We start from the raw sequence: 15265 nt of genomic DNA, 5'->3' as shown, positions 1-15265 counted from the left end.
ACGAGTAGAAATACCTGTTTTAGTAAATTAAGTTTAAAAATTTATTCTTAAAAGTAATTATTATATATATTTTTCTAAATTTGAGAAACAACAAAAACAAATCATGATTGAAAAAAAAGAGTACCGTCAGAAGATCTTCCAACATCTTGACGGTTTAGTTACTGCACCAGTAGCTATTGCCTTGTATAAAAAAAACATTACTGCCTATATTTTAGAACAGAAAAGAATTGGTCTTACCGAACTTTCTCAAACCTTTCAAGCTAATGAAGGCTATTTAAATATTGCTTTACGCACCTTAGCATCTCAAGGGTTTCTAGAATATGAAGTAAATAATATAGAAAACTCAGTTATTATTCAAACGAATGAAAACTCAGCCTATGCCTTTTCATTATTTCCGTTGTATCAAGATGTGGTCAGTTTACTCAATGAAACCCAACTTTTTACTTCGGTACGAATTGCCACTAATTTTATCACGCAGTTAGAAGTCATCTTTTCCAAATATCGAGAAAATTTTACGATTCAGTTTTCTAATGACTCTCAAGAAAAAGCACTTCAAGAACAAGTTTTAGCACATATTGAAGGCTATTTGGTAGGTCCAATTGTAGTTAGTTTAGGAATGACAGGAATGTTTCATAAGTATTTTATGGAAACTTCGTTTCGAGCGGAAGAGTTTCATAGAGAACCTGAAGTTTTTAAGGTAATTCTCGACTTTTTTGCGCATTTGAATTGGTTTACCGAAAAAAATGGGAATTATCAATTTACGGAAACGGGGTTGTTTTTTGCTAAAAGAGCTACCGCTTATGGAGTAACCGTTTCGTATTTGCCCATGTTTAAAAATATGGAAACCTTATTATTTGGTAATCCAAATGTACTCCGTGATATTGGCGCTCATGAAGATGAAATTCATGTAAATCGAGAAATGAATGTGTGGGGAAGTGGTGGTGCACATGCTACTTATTTTAAAGTGATTGATGATATTATCATTGAAATCTTTAATAAACCGATTAACGAACAACCGAAAGGGATTTTAGATATGGGTTGCGGTAATGGTGCTTTTTTGCAACATATTTTTGAAGTGATTGAAAGACAAACGCTTCGTGGCAAACTTTTGGAAGAACATCCTTTATTTTTAGTAGGTGCTGATTACAATCAAGCGGCTTTAAAAGTCACGAGAGCAAATTTAATCAAAGCCGATATTTGGGCAAAAGTGATTTGGGGTGATATTGGTAGACCCGATTTGTTAGCAAAAGATTTAGAAGAAAATTATGCAATAGACTTAAAAGACTTACTTAATGTGCGTACGTTTTTAGATCATAACCGAATTTGGGAAGAACCAGAAACCATTAAAGAAGGTAGAAACAGTATTTCTACTGGAGCTTTTGCACATCGTGGCAAACGCATTCCAAACAATAGGGTAGAAGATAATTTATTGCAACATTTGAAAAAATGGGCACCATATGTACATAAATACGGTTTATTAATTATCGAGTTGCATACCATTGCTCCTCAATTAACCGCTCAAAATCTAGGAAAAACGGCTGCAACAGCTTACGATGCTACTCACGGTTTTTCAGACCAATTTATTGTAGAAATAGATGTGTTGCACAATGTAGCTGCTGAAGCCAATTTATTCCCTGATTCTGCTTATTTTAAAAAGTTTCCAGATACGGCTTATGCAACGGTAAGCATCAATTTATTAAAAGGAAATTAAAATGAAATCCTGTTATTGCTGTTCGGGGAAAGCTTATGAAACCTGTTGTGAACCTTTTATTAATGGAACCAATATCCCTGCTTTTCCTGAACAGCTCATGCGTTCGAGATATACCGCTTATGTATTGCATCTAGCGGACTATTTAATGGAAACAACAGCAGTTTCTGAAAGAAAGTATTATTCAAAAAATGAAATTTTGGCTTGGGCCAAAATGAATACATGGATAAAATTGGAAATACTAGAAGCTTATGAAACTATCGTAGAGTTCAAAGCCTATTATTTAGATGAAAAATTGCAAGCGCAAATACATCACGAAAAATCGACTTTCAAACAAGTGAATGGGAAATGGTATTACGTGGATGGTAAATTTTATTAAAATTTTAAAATAACATCATAATATTCATGATGTTTTTTAAACTCTTTTACCCCTTCTTTGAACGTTAAATACGGATTGTTGAAGTGTTCGTTGTTTATTTTACTAATTTCATACATATAATGAAAATGACGCGTCAATTCTTTCCATCCATAAAACAAAGAATGTTTGGGGTCATAAATATGTGTGGGTTCACTTAACGCACCATTAATTTCAACAATTTCAAAGTTTTCACCCTTTTCTAATTGGGCGTAACTTTCAAACATAATGTCCATTCGTCCAAAATAAAAACCATCAATTTCAGAACAAATTTGATTAAAAGTTTCTATCAGTTGTGGTGTAATGTAATGACTCGCATCAATAAATTTCGAACCTCTACAATGATTGCCATAAGGAACTAAATTCAACTGTTCTCCAGGAGCCAAAACTTGATTCATTTTTTCTTTCAATTCTTGTTTCAATACTGGAATTTGAAAAGCATATCGCGGATTTTGAAGTAATAATTCTTCAATGGTATGTTGGCCATTTCCTGTTACAATTAAAAACTCTTTTTCAACTATACCAGTAATAGTCCCTTTTTCTTGATTAGGATAACGCACATAAAACAAACCAATTTCCTTTTTATAAGGGATTAGATTTTGGATTAAATAATTGAAATTAGCTCTCTTATGATATGCCTCTAGCGCTTCTGGAGTATCTATTTTTTTTACGGCTGTACCACGCAAACCTACATCAGGTTTGGCAATCATTGGGAAAACAATTGCTGCTTGATGGCATTTATCAGTAACAGAAACAAGTGGTTCTTGTGCGGTTATGAGAACTGTTTTTGGATAGTATTTTTGAGGAATAAGATCATAAATTTCTTTTTTAGATTCCATTAAAAAACCACCATTGCGTATGGTTGGATTGGAAGCATTAAAATAAAAAAACGAACGTGTTCTGGCTACATAATACAAATACTGAAAATAGATAGGTAAATACACCACTTGATACGGCCAGTATTCCCAATGCGTAATTTTATGTAAGGCTAGCTGTATGCGTTTCATGGTGGATTAAATCAATGTAGTTCATTTCTAAATTTTGTCCGTAGGTGTGTACCTGCGTAATACTTACTGTTTTTAATACCTCATTACGGTTAATCTGTAAGCCAAATTCGGTATTTTCAGATTGCGTAAACTGATGAAAAGCCAATAATTTTTCGGCATCTAATGGTTTATTATGAGCTGAAAATTGGGCGAACCAATGTGCTCTTTCGGCTCTAATCTCTTTAGAATACAAAGTAGAAGAGGACCAAATATAGGGTTGATGCACATCTAAAACTTGTGTTTTTTTAGTCATTTCATCCCATTGCAATTCATATAGATTTCCTAGTTCGTATAACACTATGGTAAAAGGTTCGATACCTTCTAAAGAAATCGTTTTCCAGGCTGAAATTACTTTTTCAGTAGCGATTAAATCTAAAACAATTAAGCCTCTACTTTTTCGATAATGGGTTTTCGGGATGTGTTTTTCGGCTGCACCATTGAGTAAGACCAAAGTAGCGGTTGCAGATTGGGCAAACCAAGTTCCACCCGCTTTTTGATCCTTAGGAAAGGTAAGGGGTTTATTATTTATAAAATATTCTTGAGGTGGTAAGGCTTTAGCTCTTGTTGTCTGCTCGTCTCTATTCGATGTAATACAAAAACCAGAAGCTAAAGGAACGTAGGTTACTGTGCACATTGTGATTTATATTCAATAGTCGATTTAGCAATTCCAAAGTTTTCAGGTAAAGAGACTTCTTTGTATTTCAAGACGGCTACTTTAATTAGGGCTTGATGATGAATACTATGTTCTAAATTATACAATAATTCTCTAAAATAATTCGTTTGTACTCTAAAATTAGCTTCTTGTAAACCATCTTCTAAAAACAACTCTTTGTTAGGAAGCGTAATGGTTTCTAATATGATATTAATAGCTAATTTAGCTTCTTCAATAGAATTTTGGATGGCCAAATTGCGTTTCCTTTTATCATAATTTATAGTCCCAAATTCATAATCTGAAATCAAGCATTGGTACATTTCAATAATATGACGAATGTGTTCTCCAATCGTTGCTTCACTTAATTCGGGATTACAAAAGGTATATTTTTGATTGTCTAATTGATCCAGTAAGATACTAATTTCTAAAAAATTTCTCTGAATAGCAGGTACAAGCATATGGTATTAGAATAAATTATTTATTAGGAATAAATTTAATGGAAACAGAATTGGTACAATAACGTTGACCAGTAGTTTCTCTTGGACCATCATCAAATACATGACCTAAATGCCCTCCACATTTGGCACACATAACTTCTGTGCGAATCATTCCAAAGCTGGTGTCTTTTTCATAAATAACAGAACCAGGTACTGCTTGATCAAAAGAAGGCCAACCACAATGTGATTCGTATTTAGTATCGGAAGTAAATAATACATTTTCACAGGCTGCACAAACATAGGTGCCTTTTTCAAAATGATCCCAGTATTCACCAGTGTAAGGACGTTCGGTCCCTTTTTTTCTTAAAACTTCATATTCTTGATCGGAAAGTTGGGCTTTCCATTCGGCATCTGTTTTTTTAATTTGGGGTTCCATAACTTTTTTAGTTTGAGTGAATGAGTACTGCAACGAAAACAAAAATAATAAAATAAAAATCTTTTTCATATTCGTGTAAAATTTGGTGAATACTGCCTAAATTTTGTTAAATATACATTTTAATCCTAAAAAATAAAAATGCGAATCGTTCTATTTTTTGCTTAGGGTTTGCCAATTTTTATCTGCATTAGGTAATAAAGTAGCTTCCTCTTTATTCCATAATTTTAAAGTATTGGTCAAATACTTATTGTAGAAAAGATAAAGTTTATTATTGATAATCTTAAAAGTCTTCGGATCCACTTCCACATATTCACCACTTTTACCAATAGCATAGGCACACCAGCCACCATACTGCGGTTTATATTGCGAACTGTTTTTTTCAAAAGTCTCTTTGTTTTTTTGTGAACTAAAGTAATAGATAGCACCATGATCTGTTGCTTGGTACATTGAGCTACCTTTAACTGCTTTATTTTCTGTAAAATAAGCCACTACATCATAGCCTTCTACGGCTACCTGATCTTTGTTTAGATTTGTCTTTTGTTGTTGGGCTACTAGTTGTAAGCTAGTAAGCAACAAACAAATGAATACGATTCCTTTTTTCATATGAGTTCTCTTTAAATTCTAGACAAATGTAGGCTAGATAAGCAAATAGGAATGTCAGCTAGTTAACACTTTTGAATTTAGGTGTTAATTTCTAAATCTTTTAAATAATCTTCATATTCATAAAAGAAACGTTCAAAGGCATCCATTTTTTCATTGAAGAAATCAAAAGTTTCGTCCCAAGTAGCTTTATTATTGATGCTAACACCCGTTTTTTCAACCCAAATACGACTCACTTCTTTTCCATTTTCTAAATAATAGTGTTGTTCAAAAATGGCATCTTCTAAAAAATCTTCTAGAAGAATGGTTTGTAAAGAATATACCTTTTCATAATAAATCGTTCTTTTGTCATCATCTTTGGGCTCTATTTCTAATAAAACCTGTGCTTTTTTATTATCAATATAAAATTTAAAGCTAAAGTCTTTAATTTTAGTATTATACAAAAGCCATTTTCTAGGATAGGCTTCTGCAAAAGCAGTCCAAAACATTTTTTTTAAGTGTAAGGCTTCTTCTTTACTATACATTCTTTGTGAATTTTGTATTTAAATTAAAAAAAATAAAGTAACTTTATAAGTCGTAATAAAAACAAATATGTTATTTCAGGACTTTATAAAATACATTCCAAAAATAGAAAAAGAAAAGTTGTTAGCCGCAGATGCGCATGCAAAAATGGCTCCATTAGAGCGGATTTCTTTTTTAAAGGAATTGAATTATGAAACTAGAAATCCTAGGGAAGCAGCAGTTTTAATGTTGTTTTATCCTAAAAATGGCATTACGCATTTAGCGTTAATTGTTAGAAATACGTATCCAGGCGTGCATTCTTCACAAATTGGTTTTCCAGGTGGGAAAGTGGAAATAGAAGACAAAGACTTAGCCGATACTGCTTTGAGAGAAACCCATGAGGAAGTAGGGATACCACCTCATAAAATTCAAATAATTAAACCTTTTAGCAAGGTATATATACCTCCAAGTAATTTTTTAGTGTCTCCTTTCATGGGTATTTCACATGAAGAATTAACCTTTATTCCCGATCATGATGAGGTTAAGAATGTATTAGAATTTCCCTTATTTTCCTTTTTAGACGAGAAGTCAATTACCAATGTAAAAATGACAACTTCTTACGCAACAGATATTGAAGTACCTGCTTTTATGGTAGAAAAATATGTAGTTTGGGGAGCTACTGCTATGATGATGAGTGAGTTAAAAGAAGCCGTAAAAAATGCCATCAACAAGGAGTAGCGTTTTTTTAAGTTTTCTTAATTTTTTAATATAAAAAAGATAGGTTTTATTACATTTGTAGCCCTATTTTTATTTTAAATCTACTAACTTATGGGATTATTTAAAAGAAATCCTTTTGGACATATTTTATTTTTAAAAAAATGGTTGATCCGAATTGCGGGTACTTTTACACATAAACGCTACAGGGGATTTAACAGCCTTCAAATTGATGGTTCTGAAATTATCAGAGCTTTACCCGATACCAATGTGCTATTCATATCCAATCACCAAACGTATTTTGCAGATGTGGTTGCCATGTTTCATGTATTTAATGCGGCCTTAAAAGGTAGAGAAGACAACATCAAAAATGTAGGATATTTATGGAATCCAAAACTAAACATGTATTATGTAGCAGCTAAAGAAACCATGCAAGCGGGTTTATTACCTAAAATTTTAGCTTACGCAGGAGCAATTACGGTAGAAAGAACGTGGCGTGCAGAAGGAAAAGACGTAAAAAGAGACGTCAATCCAAACGATACTGAAAATATAAAAATAGCTTTGGCTGATGGTTGGGTAGTAACCTTTCCGCAAGGTACCACTAGATCTTTCAAACCTGTTCGTAAAGGAACCGCACATATTATCTTGCAACACAAACCTATCGTAGTTCCAATTGTAATTGATGGTTTCCGTAGATCATTTGATCGTAAAGGATTGCGTATTAAGAAAAAAGGAATCTTACAGTCTTTTGTAATTAAACCACCGTTAGATATTGATTATGAAAATGATACGGTAGAAAGTGTAGTGGAAAAAATCGAATATGCTATTGAGCAACATCCTTCTTTCCTAAAAGTTATTCCTGCCGAAGAATTAGAAGAACAAGCCAGATTAGATAAAGAAAGAATGTGGCGTTACTAATTTCTAGTTTTTAGAAATCCAACTAAATTGTACGCAAATCAAAAGCTTATCAACTCTCTTTTCAAAGGCTATAAAAAAAGATATGCTAAAAAGAAGAGAGTAATCGGCTCGACTTTCTAGCATATACAAACAAAAAACAAACAAAACTATAAAACAACTAGCGTTACTTATAGTTGTTTTATAACGTAGGTTTTTTCAAATTATTATTTCTTTTTGGAAGTTATTGTTCCACTTTGTTTTTTCCAAGCCAAAATATCACTGTAAACATGACTTATGGAGTTTGGATTATTAGTTGGTGTACTACCTGAGTGACAAGCAAAACAAGAACCATACTGATTATAAGCTGTACCGTTTTGTGCATAGGTTTCCATAGTAGAATTCGCTAATTGACTCGTTCCAATAGCAACACCACTTCCTGTATTAGTCGCAGCATAACTAGTGCCTGTTGGCGGTAAACCACTGTCAGTCCAAGTAGAACCAATTAAATAATAGTTTTTACGAACATCATTTCCTGGTAATTGATTGAATACCGAATTGTTTATCGAAATAACTTGACTATTCGACGCAGCAGCAGTAGCATTCTCTGGATTAGGAACCCCTACATTGGCAACACCCCAAGGTTTTGTTTTCGTTGAATTACTTGGGCTAATAGTATTGTTCGCAGGAGCACCTTTAAAGTTTGAATAGATACTGTCTCCTTTAAATTTCATATGCGAAATATTAATGTTCACCGTATCTTTAGGATTTGAATTTAAAACCCAATTCCCTGAAGTGTCTGCCGCAACTTTTTGTACTTGATTGTTTTTATCTAAATAACTGTAACTTAAAGAAGGAGCATTGTTTTGGTGTTCAAAAGTTGACCAAATCATTTCTGGATGTCCAGCTGCACTACCTACAATGTGTACGCCTAATAATGCTAATTTTGTTTTTACTGATTTATTTAAAATCGTCCATTTAGTTGGTGTCTTATCATATGTTGGGATATACGCATCAATCACTACATAATTTGCTAATTCCGTTTCAGAAATCGTACTGGCTTCTACCCAAGACGTTTTAATTTCCATAGCTAAAGCATTTGCATCGGGTAATTTAATACCTTTTGTAGTCGCATAATTTACAATGCTGTCTAATTCCGCTTGTGTAGTTGGAAATTGCTTTCCACCCATTTTTCCTTCGCTTACAGCCGATAAAAATTCAGCATATACATCGTTAACCATCGTAATATAATACACCATAGCACTATCTTTAGACATTAAAGCATCACCAGTTGCCTGACCTTCTTCACTGTCATTGTGGTTGTTCACACTTTTTTCAATAGTAGGCATAGCACTTAATATCATTCCTGGCGTATGTGGAATTAATTTTCTTTCATTTCTATCAAATGCTGTAGAAACAGTATAAAATACGGGAGATTCAAATACTCTTTTACCAGATGCTTTTGTAGGAGAAGTAATCCATAAAAACATTTGTTGCGACCATTTGTAAAAATCACAATTGTTTTGGTGGGTAAAAGTCACACTGTTTGCAGCATTTACCATGCCGTTTTCAGTGGCTTTACCAGATTCAAACCACGAATTAAAGCTAGTAGAATCAACAACGCAAGAAGGTAACACATCTTGTGGTAATGGAGAAGTCATTACAACTAATTCTTCTTCTCCTTCAATAGGTGTTTCTTGTTCCTCTTTTGGTTTACAAGAAACGCACAGGCTAATCCCTAGTAGGATTATCCAACTCAATTGGGTAACTGTTTTTTTCATTCTGTTTATTTGTTAGATTAGATGGATGGTCAAAAATACGGTTTTTATGTTCCACCCATATAGGTAAAAATACCTGTTTTTTTTCAATTTTTGTAAGATTAAGACGAAAAAAAAGCAAGGTTAACAAAATGGTAACAAACGAAAAAAATAAAAAGTGTTTCTTTCTTTTTGTAAGAAAAGTTAAACACTTCTACCTAATACAAACATCGTATCTTGATTGCTATCAATAATAATTTTACTGATGCCATTTTCTATAGCAATGTCTAACACATCACGCGCAGGAATAGACACAAAAGGCTTCATGTCTTTGGCCCAAACCATTAAGGTTTGCTGCGAAGTAAAAGCACCTAAAACCATTTGGTTCTCCACTTCAAAAACAGAAGTAAACGTCATTTGAGTGCCTTTTTCAACAGTACTCCAACCGTTTTCATCTTTATTCTCACCACGTACTGGTTCTGTGGTAGGAATTACTAAAAAAGCGTTTTCGCCTTGTAGTTCATTAAAAACAGCCATAAAGGTTTCTTCATTTTGGTTTCCTTGAAAGGTTTTAATCTTTTTCAGTAATTGGGTATTATTGGGTGTAAATGTATCCGACATGATGTTGTATTGAATTGAAAGTACAAAAATAGGAATTTAAAAAATAATCTACTCCTGTTTTAATTAAATTCAAGGATTTAGAATAAAGAGGTTTGAATAACTTCTGGTGTAGTTTCACCTAAAAAAGGAAAAGTGGCAATAATTTCAAATTGTTTTTTTACTGGGTCCAACTTTCGTAAAGCAATACTTTCACACTTAAACGTTAAGGTTTCTAGTTCCCAAAGGGAATTCGCAATTGCTATTTGGTTTGCATCCAATTTTCTTCCTATCGATAAATGCGGGTCACTGCTTTTATACATAGCAGGTACTTGCAAACGCTTTTGAAAAGTCTTCATAATCGGTTGTAATGACGCTTTTGATATAGCTGTAGGTGATAGGAAAAAAGCACCATTCGGATAAGTACCAAAGGCATCTAAAGTAACTTCCACTGGTTGAATGGTGGTTGCAATTTGTGTGAGTTGTGTGGTGATGGAATCCATAGCACTTGTAGCTATTTCAAATTCACCAACCGTAATATGTGCCAAAGCATTTTTACTAGGAAACCACCCAATGACTGCTGCCAATTGCATTTTCATCTCTTTTACTTTTTCAACTACAAGAGTATCAGGAATAAAGGCTAGCGAATACTTATCAATCATAACAAACGAATCATTTGAAAACACAAATTTAAAGAAAGTGGAGCGAGTAGCCCATAAAGTTTTTTTATATTTATAGTGGTGAATTTGTATGAAAGAATAATATGAGTGATAAAATAGGTTTAAAAGAAGCTATTTCTATTGGAATAGGAGGAATGGTAGGTGGAGGCATCTTTGCGGTTTTGGGTTTAGCGGTATCTTTAAGTAAAGGAGGTACTCCTTTTTCTTTTTTAATTGCAGGTATCTTGGCGTTACTCACTTCTTACAGTTATGCCAAACTTTCCTTAGTGTATCCCGATCGTGGTGGTACGGTAAAGTTTATCAATCAAGGTTTTGGTCGCACGATTTTTAGTGGCGGTATCAATAACTTATTGTGGGTGAGTTATATTATCATGTTGGCTTTATATGCGTCTGCATTTGGGTCGTATGCTCCCAACTTATTTAAAATCACAAGTACAACTGCTATAGATTTTCATATCGATGCTTCTGCCGTTATTATTTTGGCAACCCTAATTAATTATTATAGCGTAAAAGTGGTCAGTAAAATTGAATCTTTTGCGGTAGTCATAAAGTTGATTATTCTTCTCGGATTTGTGGGAATAGGAGTGTATGGTCTTTGGGGTAACCCCAATGTTAGTCAATTAGCGATATCTCAATGGGAAACACCGCTCCAACTCCTAACAGGCGGTATGGTTATTTTTGTTGCGTATGAAGGTTTTGAATTGATTGCCAATGCCGCACCAGATATTGAAAATCCTGAAAAGAATGTGGCCAAAGCCTATTACTATGCGGTAATCTTTGTCATACTGCTGTATATTGTTATTGCCTTGGTAACGGTGGGTTCGCTCCCTTTTAAGCAAATTGCTGACGCAGAGGATTATGTGTTAGCAGAAGCAGCCAAACCTATGATTGGACAATTAGGCTTTACCATTATTACTATTGCAGCATTAATTTCTACCTTTTCTGCTATTAATGCTTCCTTGTATGGAGGCACACGTGTGAGTTATGAAATTGCGGAAGACGATGAATTACCACATCACTTAACCAGTACCTTATGGAACCAACCCATAGGATTGCTAATAACAGCTATAATTACATTGGTACTAACCAATATGCTCAATTTAGAAAGTATTTCTACCGCAGGTAGTGTAGGTTTTTTAGCTATTTTTGCTATTGTAAATGCGGTTGCCTATCGCAAAGCAACCGACATTAATGCGAATAAATACATTGCTTTAACAGGTTGTATCTTGTGTGCCGTGGCGACAGTAGTACTGTTGGTCCAACAATTTACAAGTAATAAATTGGGCGTCTTAGTGGCTCTTGGATTAATTGCCATTTGCTTCATCGCCGAATACATTTACAAAAAACAAGAAAAACAAAACTAAACTTCTCATTAGAAACAGCTACATGGCCTCAGAAAAATACATCTATTGTTTAGAAGGGGTTCCCGATGTGGACCAATTGCATCCAACGGCAATTTTACCAGCTTTGGAAAACATCGCTTACCAATATGGAATTACCAATATCTACAAAACCTGCGATACCTTAGAAGGTTTAGAAGAAAGTTTGAGTTTATTATTATATGAAGATCGTAATTTTAAAAATTATGGTATCTTATATTTAGTTTTTGAGGGTAATGGCAATCAAATTGTAGTAGACGGTTACTATTATACTTTAGAAGAAATAGCCGAATTCTTCGAAGGCAAACTCACCGGTAAAATCATTCATTTTGCCAACCTCATGCGACTCGATTTAGACGAAGAAGGCGCACAATACTTTCTCGATGTTACAGGAGCCAAAGCCATTTCTGGATACAGTAAGCAAGTCCCTATTTTAAGTACAGTTTTAGACGCTCCGTATTTTGCTTTATGTCAAGAGCATGAGGATGTTGTTGACTTAGTGGAAACACTGTATGAAAAACAATATGCTCTATGTACTACCATGGGCTTTCTATTGTACTACTAATACTAAAAAGGGGAAGAAAAATATTTCTTTCCGTAGAATTCCAAAATACAATAGTTTTTTTATCCTTTAAAAATCAGGGGTTTAGTTCGTTAAAAAGGGCTAATCTCCTCTGTTTTCTTGATACTTCAGCCACTACTTTTGTCTCACAAACAAATAAGGAGTAAGCCCAAAATCCATACTAAAGAGTAGGCATGAAAAAAAAAGAAAATTATGAGTTATCAATTTAAGGGAACACTTCACGGACAAATTTGTGAAGATTGTATCGAATCACTTTCAGGCATTGAAGTACTACTATACTTGCCATGGAAAAGAAACAACGAAATCGAAGTGGAAACCAATGGGAAAGACCATTTCCGAATTGTAAGTAATGAAGAAGCTAGACTAAGAGAAAAACTATTCATCGCTAAAACGACTACCGATGCCAATGGGAATTTTTCTTTTGAAATTGATGAAGAGTACCAGCGTGGGGCTTTTGACATCGATATTATTTGTCATACCGTTCCTTTTGCGGTAAAAAAACCAACAGCAGGACAAACGTTACAACTACATCTTACCACGATCATTCCAATGCAAATTGAATATTGGAATTTTACTATTCCTTACAAAATTTGGTGTAACATCAGAGGAAAATATTTTGATGCTTGGGTAATTTGTGGGCATTTGCGCAATTGTGAAACCAATAAACCGATTGCCAATGCATCCGTTACCGCTTGGGACGCCGATTTTTTAACCGATGATAATTTGGGCACCGCAACTACAGATGCCAACGGACATTTTAGAATCGATTATACGTCAGCGACTTTCAAAAAGACCTTTTTATCACCATGGATTAACGTAGAAACCGATCCAGGTTTGCCTTTGCGTTTCCAAAGTGGCCCAGATGTGTATTTCAAAGCGACATTGGCAGGAGAAACTTTGGTAGACGAAACAAAAGACGACGCCCGTAAAAATGTAGATTATTGCTTGTGTGTGAATTTATGTTCCAAAATTAATGTTATCGATGTAAATGAAACCTTCGACAGTTCATGGACGGGATTCGGTGATAGTTTTAGTGCTTCTTATGGAACAGGTGCTCAAGATTTTGATGCAGATGGTTATGCAGGAGCGGGAAAACATGTGCTGTATAGTGTAGTGGCATTAACGGGTCAAGCTCCATTGAAAGCCGCTTCTGGAAATCGAATCAAATATCGTTTTTTAATTAGTGATGTTACTACTCCAAATAATGCGGCTAGTCCTGCAGCTAGTAATTTTACTAAAATAATTGGAGTTACACCAGGATTATTTGCGGTGAGCCAAGTCTTAAAATTGGATAAAAAAGTGCATACGGGAACTTTAGATGAATTACCCGTAATCAGTAATGCGGCTGATTTTGATGCTGATGGTTGGTTTGATGCTACCAATGCAATCGAACGTACTTTGGTAAACAATGGCTATGCAATAAGCGATTTAAGTTTGTTTAAAATTATCGATACCGATACGTTGCTTTCTTTAAATACAACGGCTTTAACGTCGCAACCCAATGTGCCGGATGCTCCTGCAGGAATCCCTGTTCCAGTGGCCAATCAAATTGGTATTGAAAAAGTAGCCATTCGTTTTCAAATAGGAGAGCAGTTGGCTAATGGAACTATTAGTATACAAGCCGCTAATGGGAAAACCTTGAATTCGGTGATTATGAATAACAATTCGACATTTATGAAATTAGCCATTACCGAATTAGAAAACGACGGACTTTGTACGCCTATAAGCGGTAGCGTACATGCGAAATACACGGTGTACCATCCGCATTTGCAATCGTTTAAAATGACAATACGAAGAAATAGCAGTATGACTCCAGACGACATTACAGATGGAACGTTCATGCCGTTAACTAATAACACTGATCCAACCAAAACGGGTCATGCCAATTCCAATTTGCAAATTGACAATCAAGTAACCTTAGTGCGTTGTACCTACAGTGTAAAGTTATATGCGCATACACGCCTACACAATGGTAGAAATCAACAAGGGCAAATTGGTCCTGTCGAGCAATTATTCTTCTATGATGTATAATCTTTAGAAATAAAAAAGAGACTGGAAACAGTCTCTTTTTTATATACTATTTTGTCAAGTTTACAGTTTACTGTTTCCAGTTCTACGCTCTAACCGTAAACTTACAACTTACAGCTTATTACAGTCACAGTATTCAAACTTTCAATCTTCCTATTCTAAGTACTTTCAACTTTTGACTTTTAACTTTATGACTTTCGACTACTTCATCAACTTTTTTAGTTTTTTATTAGGTTTTGCATGATGTGCTGGATCTTTACAATAGTCTACTAACATTTGTGTTACTTGTTCGTGAATCACTGCATCCGCTAAAGGTGTTTCTTTATTTTCTAGTACCACTTTGGCCATACCAGCCAAATACATTCCAAATAAATCCGTGCTACCCTCTGTCAAATCTGTCATTTTCGAATCTACATTAAACGTATATTCCGTGCCTTCCATCCATTTTAAAATAAATTGGGAAGCAATCAAACGATTTAAATTATCACTTGCAATAGGAGTCGTATACAGATAAGTTGCCGCTTCTAAAACTTGCGGTTCCGCTTTCACATAACTTTCCTTGGAAGAGAAAGAATAGTCTGCTAAATCCAAAAAGTTTTGAGCCTCTGCACCAACAGAAAACAAAGTAAAAAAGACCAATGCGTAAAAGAATTTTGTCATACAAAAAGTTATTTAAAATTAGTATTCGTTCTAACGAATATAAGTAAAAAAAACTCCCCAAAAACAACTTGTATGAGAAATAAGTAAAAGGTAATGCTGTTTACAGTTACAGTTTATAGTCTCAGTTTCCAGTCTTAATATTCAGTCCTAGTTTTTCCTAATTCCTAATTCGTAATTG

17 protein-coding genes are annotated in these 15265 nt (G+C 34.3%); 7 read left to right on the top strand and 10 right to left on the bottom strand.

Features of this window, described 5'->3' with window-relative positions; genetic code table 11:
• Positions 1-103: 103 nt before the first annotated feature.
• Both NHF47_RS12875 and NHF47_RS12870 read left to right on the top strand, forming a co-directional pair.
• Entirely contained in the window at positions 104-1711 is a 1608-nt protein-coding gene (locus NHF47_RS12875; protein ID WP_252765312.1) for a class I SAM-dependent methyltransferase, read from the top strand.
• 1 nt (position 1712) lies between these two features.
• Positions 1713-2087: a YchJ family protein gene (locus NHF47_RS12870; RefSeq protein WP_252765311.1), complete on the top strand. Its 375-nt coding sequence runs from the start codon at positions 1713-1715 to the stop codon at positions 2085-2087.
• Here the strand turns inward: NHF47_RS12870 and NHF47_RS12865 are convergent.
• The 6 genes from NHF47_RS12865 to NHF47_RS12840 form a co-directional block, all read right to left on the bottom strand.
• Positions 2084-3130, bottom strand: coding sequence for a D-alanine--D-alanine ligase (locus NHF47_RS12865; protein ID WP_252765310.1), 1047 nt, complete (start codon positions 3128-3130; stop codon positions 2084-2086). The two genes, NHF47_RS12870 and NHF47_RS12865, sit on opposite strands and share 4 nt — an antisense overlap.
• Complete coding sequence (locus tag NHF47_RS12860; protein ID WP_252765309.1) at positions 3102-3803, bottom strand: NRDE family protein; 702 nt, start codon at positions 3801-3803, stop codon at positions 3102-3104. Before NHF47_RS12860 ends, NHF47_RS12865 begins: the two co-directional genes overlap by 29 nt.
• Positions 3791-4279 carry a DinB family protein gene (locus NHF47_RS12855; protein WP_252765308.1) on the bottom strand — a complete coding sequence of 163 codons (489 nt, stop codon included), beginning with the start codon at positions 4277-4279 and terminating at the stop codon, positions 3791-3793. The genes NHF47_RS12860 and NHF47_RS12855 overlap by 13 nt, the downstream gene beginning before the upstream one ends.
• 16 nt (positions 4280-4295) lie before the next feature.
• Complete coding sequence (gene msrB, locus NHF47_RS12850; protein WP_252765307.1) at positions 4296-4694, bottom strand: peptide-methionine (R)-S-oxide reductase MsrB; 399 nt, start codon at positions 4692-4694, stop codon at positions 4296-4298.
• A 150-nt stretch (positions 4695-4844) separates the two neighbouring features.
• On the bottom strand, positions 4845-5297 hold the full coding sequence (locus NHF47_RS12845) for a YHS domain-containing (seleno)protein (protein ID WP_252765306.1): 453 nt from the start codon (positions 5295-5297) through the stop codon (positions 4845-4847).
• A gap of 77 nt (positions 5298-5374) precedes the next feature.
• Positions 5375-5818, bottom strand: coding sequence for a DUF4268 domain-containing protein (locus tag NHF47_RS12840; protein ID WP_252765305.1), 444 nt, complete (start codon positions 5816-5818; stop codon positions 5375-5377).
• A gap of 67 nt (positions 5819-5885) precedes the next feature.
• Here NHF47_RS12840 and NHF47_RS12835 point away from each other — a divergent pair, with 67 nt between their 5' ends.
• Positions 5886-6533, top strand: coding sequence for a CoA pyrophosphatase (locus NHF47_RS12835; RefSeq protein WP_252765304.1), 648 nt, complete (start codon positions 5886-5888; stop codon positions 6531-6533).
• Positions 6534-6623: 90 nt separating this feature from the next.
• The gene (locus NHF47_RS12830) at positions 6624-7427 is read left to right on the top strand and encodes a 1-acyl-sn-glycerol-3-phosphate acyltransferase (RefSeq protein ID WP_252765303.1); all 804 of its coding nucleotides are present in this window, start codon (positions 6624-6626) and stop codon (positions 7425-7427) included.
• 203 nt (positions 7428-7630) lie between these two features.
• On the opposite strand, the gene NHF47_RS12825 is transcribed toward NHF47_RS12830, so the two are convergent.
• From NHF47_RS12825 to NHF47_RS12815, 3 genes are all read right to left on the bottom strand, one after another.
• Positions 7631-9184 carry a hypothetical protein gene (locus tag NHF47_RS12825; RefSeq protein ID WP_252765302.1) on the bottom strand — a complete coding sequence of 518 codons (1554 nt, stop codon included), beginning with the start codon at positions 9182-9184 and terminating at the stop codon, positions 7631-7633.
• 180 nt (positions 9185-9364) lie between these two features.
• Positions 9365-9781 (bottom strand): SseB family protein, encoded by a 417-nt coding sequence (locus NHF47_RS12820; RefSeq protein ID WP_252765301.1) that lies wholly within the window; start codon positions 9779-9781, stop codon positions 9365-9367.
• A 77-nt stretch (positions 9782-9858) separates the two neighbouring features.
• Positions 9859-10419 (bottom strand): 2'-5' RNA ligase family protein, encoded by a 561-nt coding sequence (locus NHF47_RS12815; protein ID WP_252765300.1) that lies wholly within the window; start codon positions 10417-10419, stop codon positions 9859-9861.
• Positions 10420-10520: 101 nt separating this feature from the next.
• Here NHF47_RS12815 and NHF47_RS12810 point away from each other — a divergent pair, with 101 nt between their 5' ends.
• The 3 genes from NHF47_RS12810 to NHF47_RS12800 all read left to right on the top strand — a co-directional run bounded on the left by NHF47_RS12810 (position 10521) and on the right by NHF47_RS12800 (position 14430).
• The gene (locus NHF47_RS12810) at positions 10521-11801 is read left to right on the top strand and encodes an APC family permease (RefSeq protein ID WP_252765299.1); all 1281 of its coding nucleotides are present in this window, start codon (positions 10521-10523) and stop codon (positions 11799-11801) included.
• A 22-nt stretch (positions 11802-11823) separates the two neighbouring features.
• Positions 11824-12381 carry a DUF6642 family protein gene (locus tag NHF47_RS12805; RefSeq protein ID WP_252765298.1) on the top strand — a complete coding sequence of 186 codons (558 nt, stop codon included), beginning with the start codon at positions 11824-11826 and terminating at the stop codon, positions 12379-12381.
• A 210-nt stretch (positions 12382-12591) separates the two neighbouring features.
• Positions 12592-14430 carry a transthyretin-like family protein gene (locus NHF47_RS12800; protein ID WP_252765297.1) on the top strand — a complete coding sequence of 613 codons (1839 nt, stop codon included), beginning with the start codon at positions 12592-12594 and terminating at the stop codon, positions 14428-14430.
• 198 nt (positions 14431-14628) lie between these two features.
• Here the strand turns inward: NHF47_RS12800 and NHF47_RS12795 are convergent, their stop codons facing one another.
• A complete protein-coding gene (locus tag NHF47_RS12795) occupies positions 14629-15087 on the bottom strand; it encodes a hypothetical protein (RefSeq protein WP_252765296.1) in 459 nt (152 codons plus the stop codon).
• Between the last annotated feature and the right edge of the window lie 178 nt (positions 15088-15265).

The organism is Flavobacterium sp. NRK F7, from assembly GCF_024054195.1.
Classification (GTDB): Bacteria; Bacteroidota; Bacteroidia; order Flavobacteriales; family Flavobacteriaceae; genus Flavobacterium.
The sequence above is the reverse complement of the archived record's forward strand: the minus strand, read 5'-3'. Positions and strand labels throughout refer to the sequence as shown.

What these genes read in the sequence shown, in the direction of transcription:
- NHF47_RS12875 (WP_252765312.1), top strand. Translation starts at nt 104, where the DNA reads ATGATTGAAAAAAAAGAGTACCGTCAGAAGATCTTCCAACATCTTGAC.
- NHF47_RS12870 (WP_252765311.1), top strand. Translation starts at nt 1,713, where the DNA reads ATGAAATCCTGTTATTGCTGTTCGGGGAAAGCTTATGAAACCTGTTGT.
- NHF47_RS12865 (WP_252765310.1), bottom strand. Translation starts at nt 3,130, where the DNA reads ATGAAACGCATACAGCTAGCCTTACATAAAATTACGCATTGGGAATAC.
- NHF47_RS12860 (WP_252765309.1), bottom strand. Translation starts at nt 3,803, where the DNA reads ATGTGCACAGTAACCTACGTTCCTTTAGCTTCTGGTTTTTGTATTACA.
- NHF47_RS12855 (WP_252765308.1), bottom strand. Translation starts at nt 4,279, where the DNA reads ATGCTTGTACCTGCTATTCAGAGAAATTTTTTAGAAATTAGTATCTTA.
- msrB (WP_252765307.1), bottom strand. Translation starts at nt 4,694, where the DNA reads ATGGAACCCCAAATTAAAAAAACAGATGCCGAATGGAAAGCCCAACTT.
- NHF47_RS12845 (WP_252765306.1), bottom strand. Translation starts at nt 5,297, where the DNA reads ATGAAAAAAGGAATCGTATTCATTTGTTTGTTGCTTACTAGCTTACAA.
- NHF47_RS12840 (WP_252765305.1), bottom strand. Translation starts at nt 5,818, where the DNA reads ATGTATAGTAAAGAAGAAGCCTTACACTTAAAAAAAATGTTTTGGACT.
- NHF47_RS12835 (WP_252765304.1), top strand. Translation starts at nt 5,886, where the DNA reads ATGTTATTTCAGGACTTTATAAAATACATTCCAAAAATAGAAAAAGAA.
- NHF47_RS12830 (WP_252765303.1), top strand. Translation starts at nt 6,624, where the DNA reads ATGGGATTATTTAAAAGAAATCCTTTTGGACATATTTTATTTTTAAAA.
- NHF47_RS12825 (WP_252765302.1), bottom strand. Translation starts at nt 9,184, where the DNA reads ATGAAAAAAACAGTTACCCAATTGAGTTGGATAATCCTACTAGGGATT.
- NHF47_RS12820 (WP_252765301.1), bottom strand. Translation starts at nt 9,781, where the DNA reads ATGTCGGATACATTTACACCCAATAATACCCAATTACTGAAAAAGATT.
- NHF47_RS12815 (WP_252765300.1), bottom strand. Translation starts at nt 10,419, where the DNA reads ATGATTGATAAGTATTCGCTAGCCTTTATTCCTGATACTCTTGTAGTT.
- NHF47_RS12810 (WP_252765299.1), top strand. Translation starts at nt 10,521, where the DNA reads ATGAGTGATAAAATAGGTTTAAAAGAAGCTATTTCTATTGGAATAGGA.
- NHF47_RS12805 (WP_252765298.1), top strand. Translation starts at nt 11,824, where the DNA reads ATGGCCTCAGAAAAATACATCTATTGTTTAGAAGGGGTTCCCGATGTG.
- NHF47_RS12800 (WP_252765297.1), top strand. Translation starts at nt 12,592, where the DNA reads ATGAGTTATCAATTTAAGGGAACACTTCACGGACAAATTTGTGAAGAT.
- NHF47_RS12795 (WP_252765296.1), bottom strand. Translation starts at nt 15,087, where the DNA reads ATGACAAAATTCTTTTACGCATTGGTCTTTTTTACTTTGTTTTCTGTT.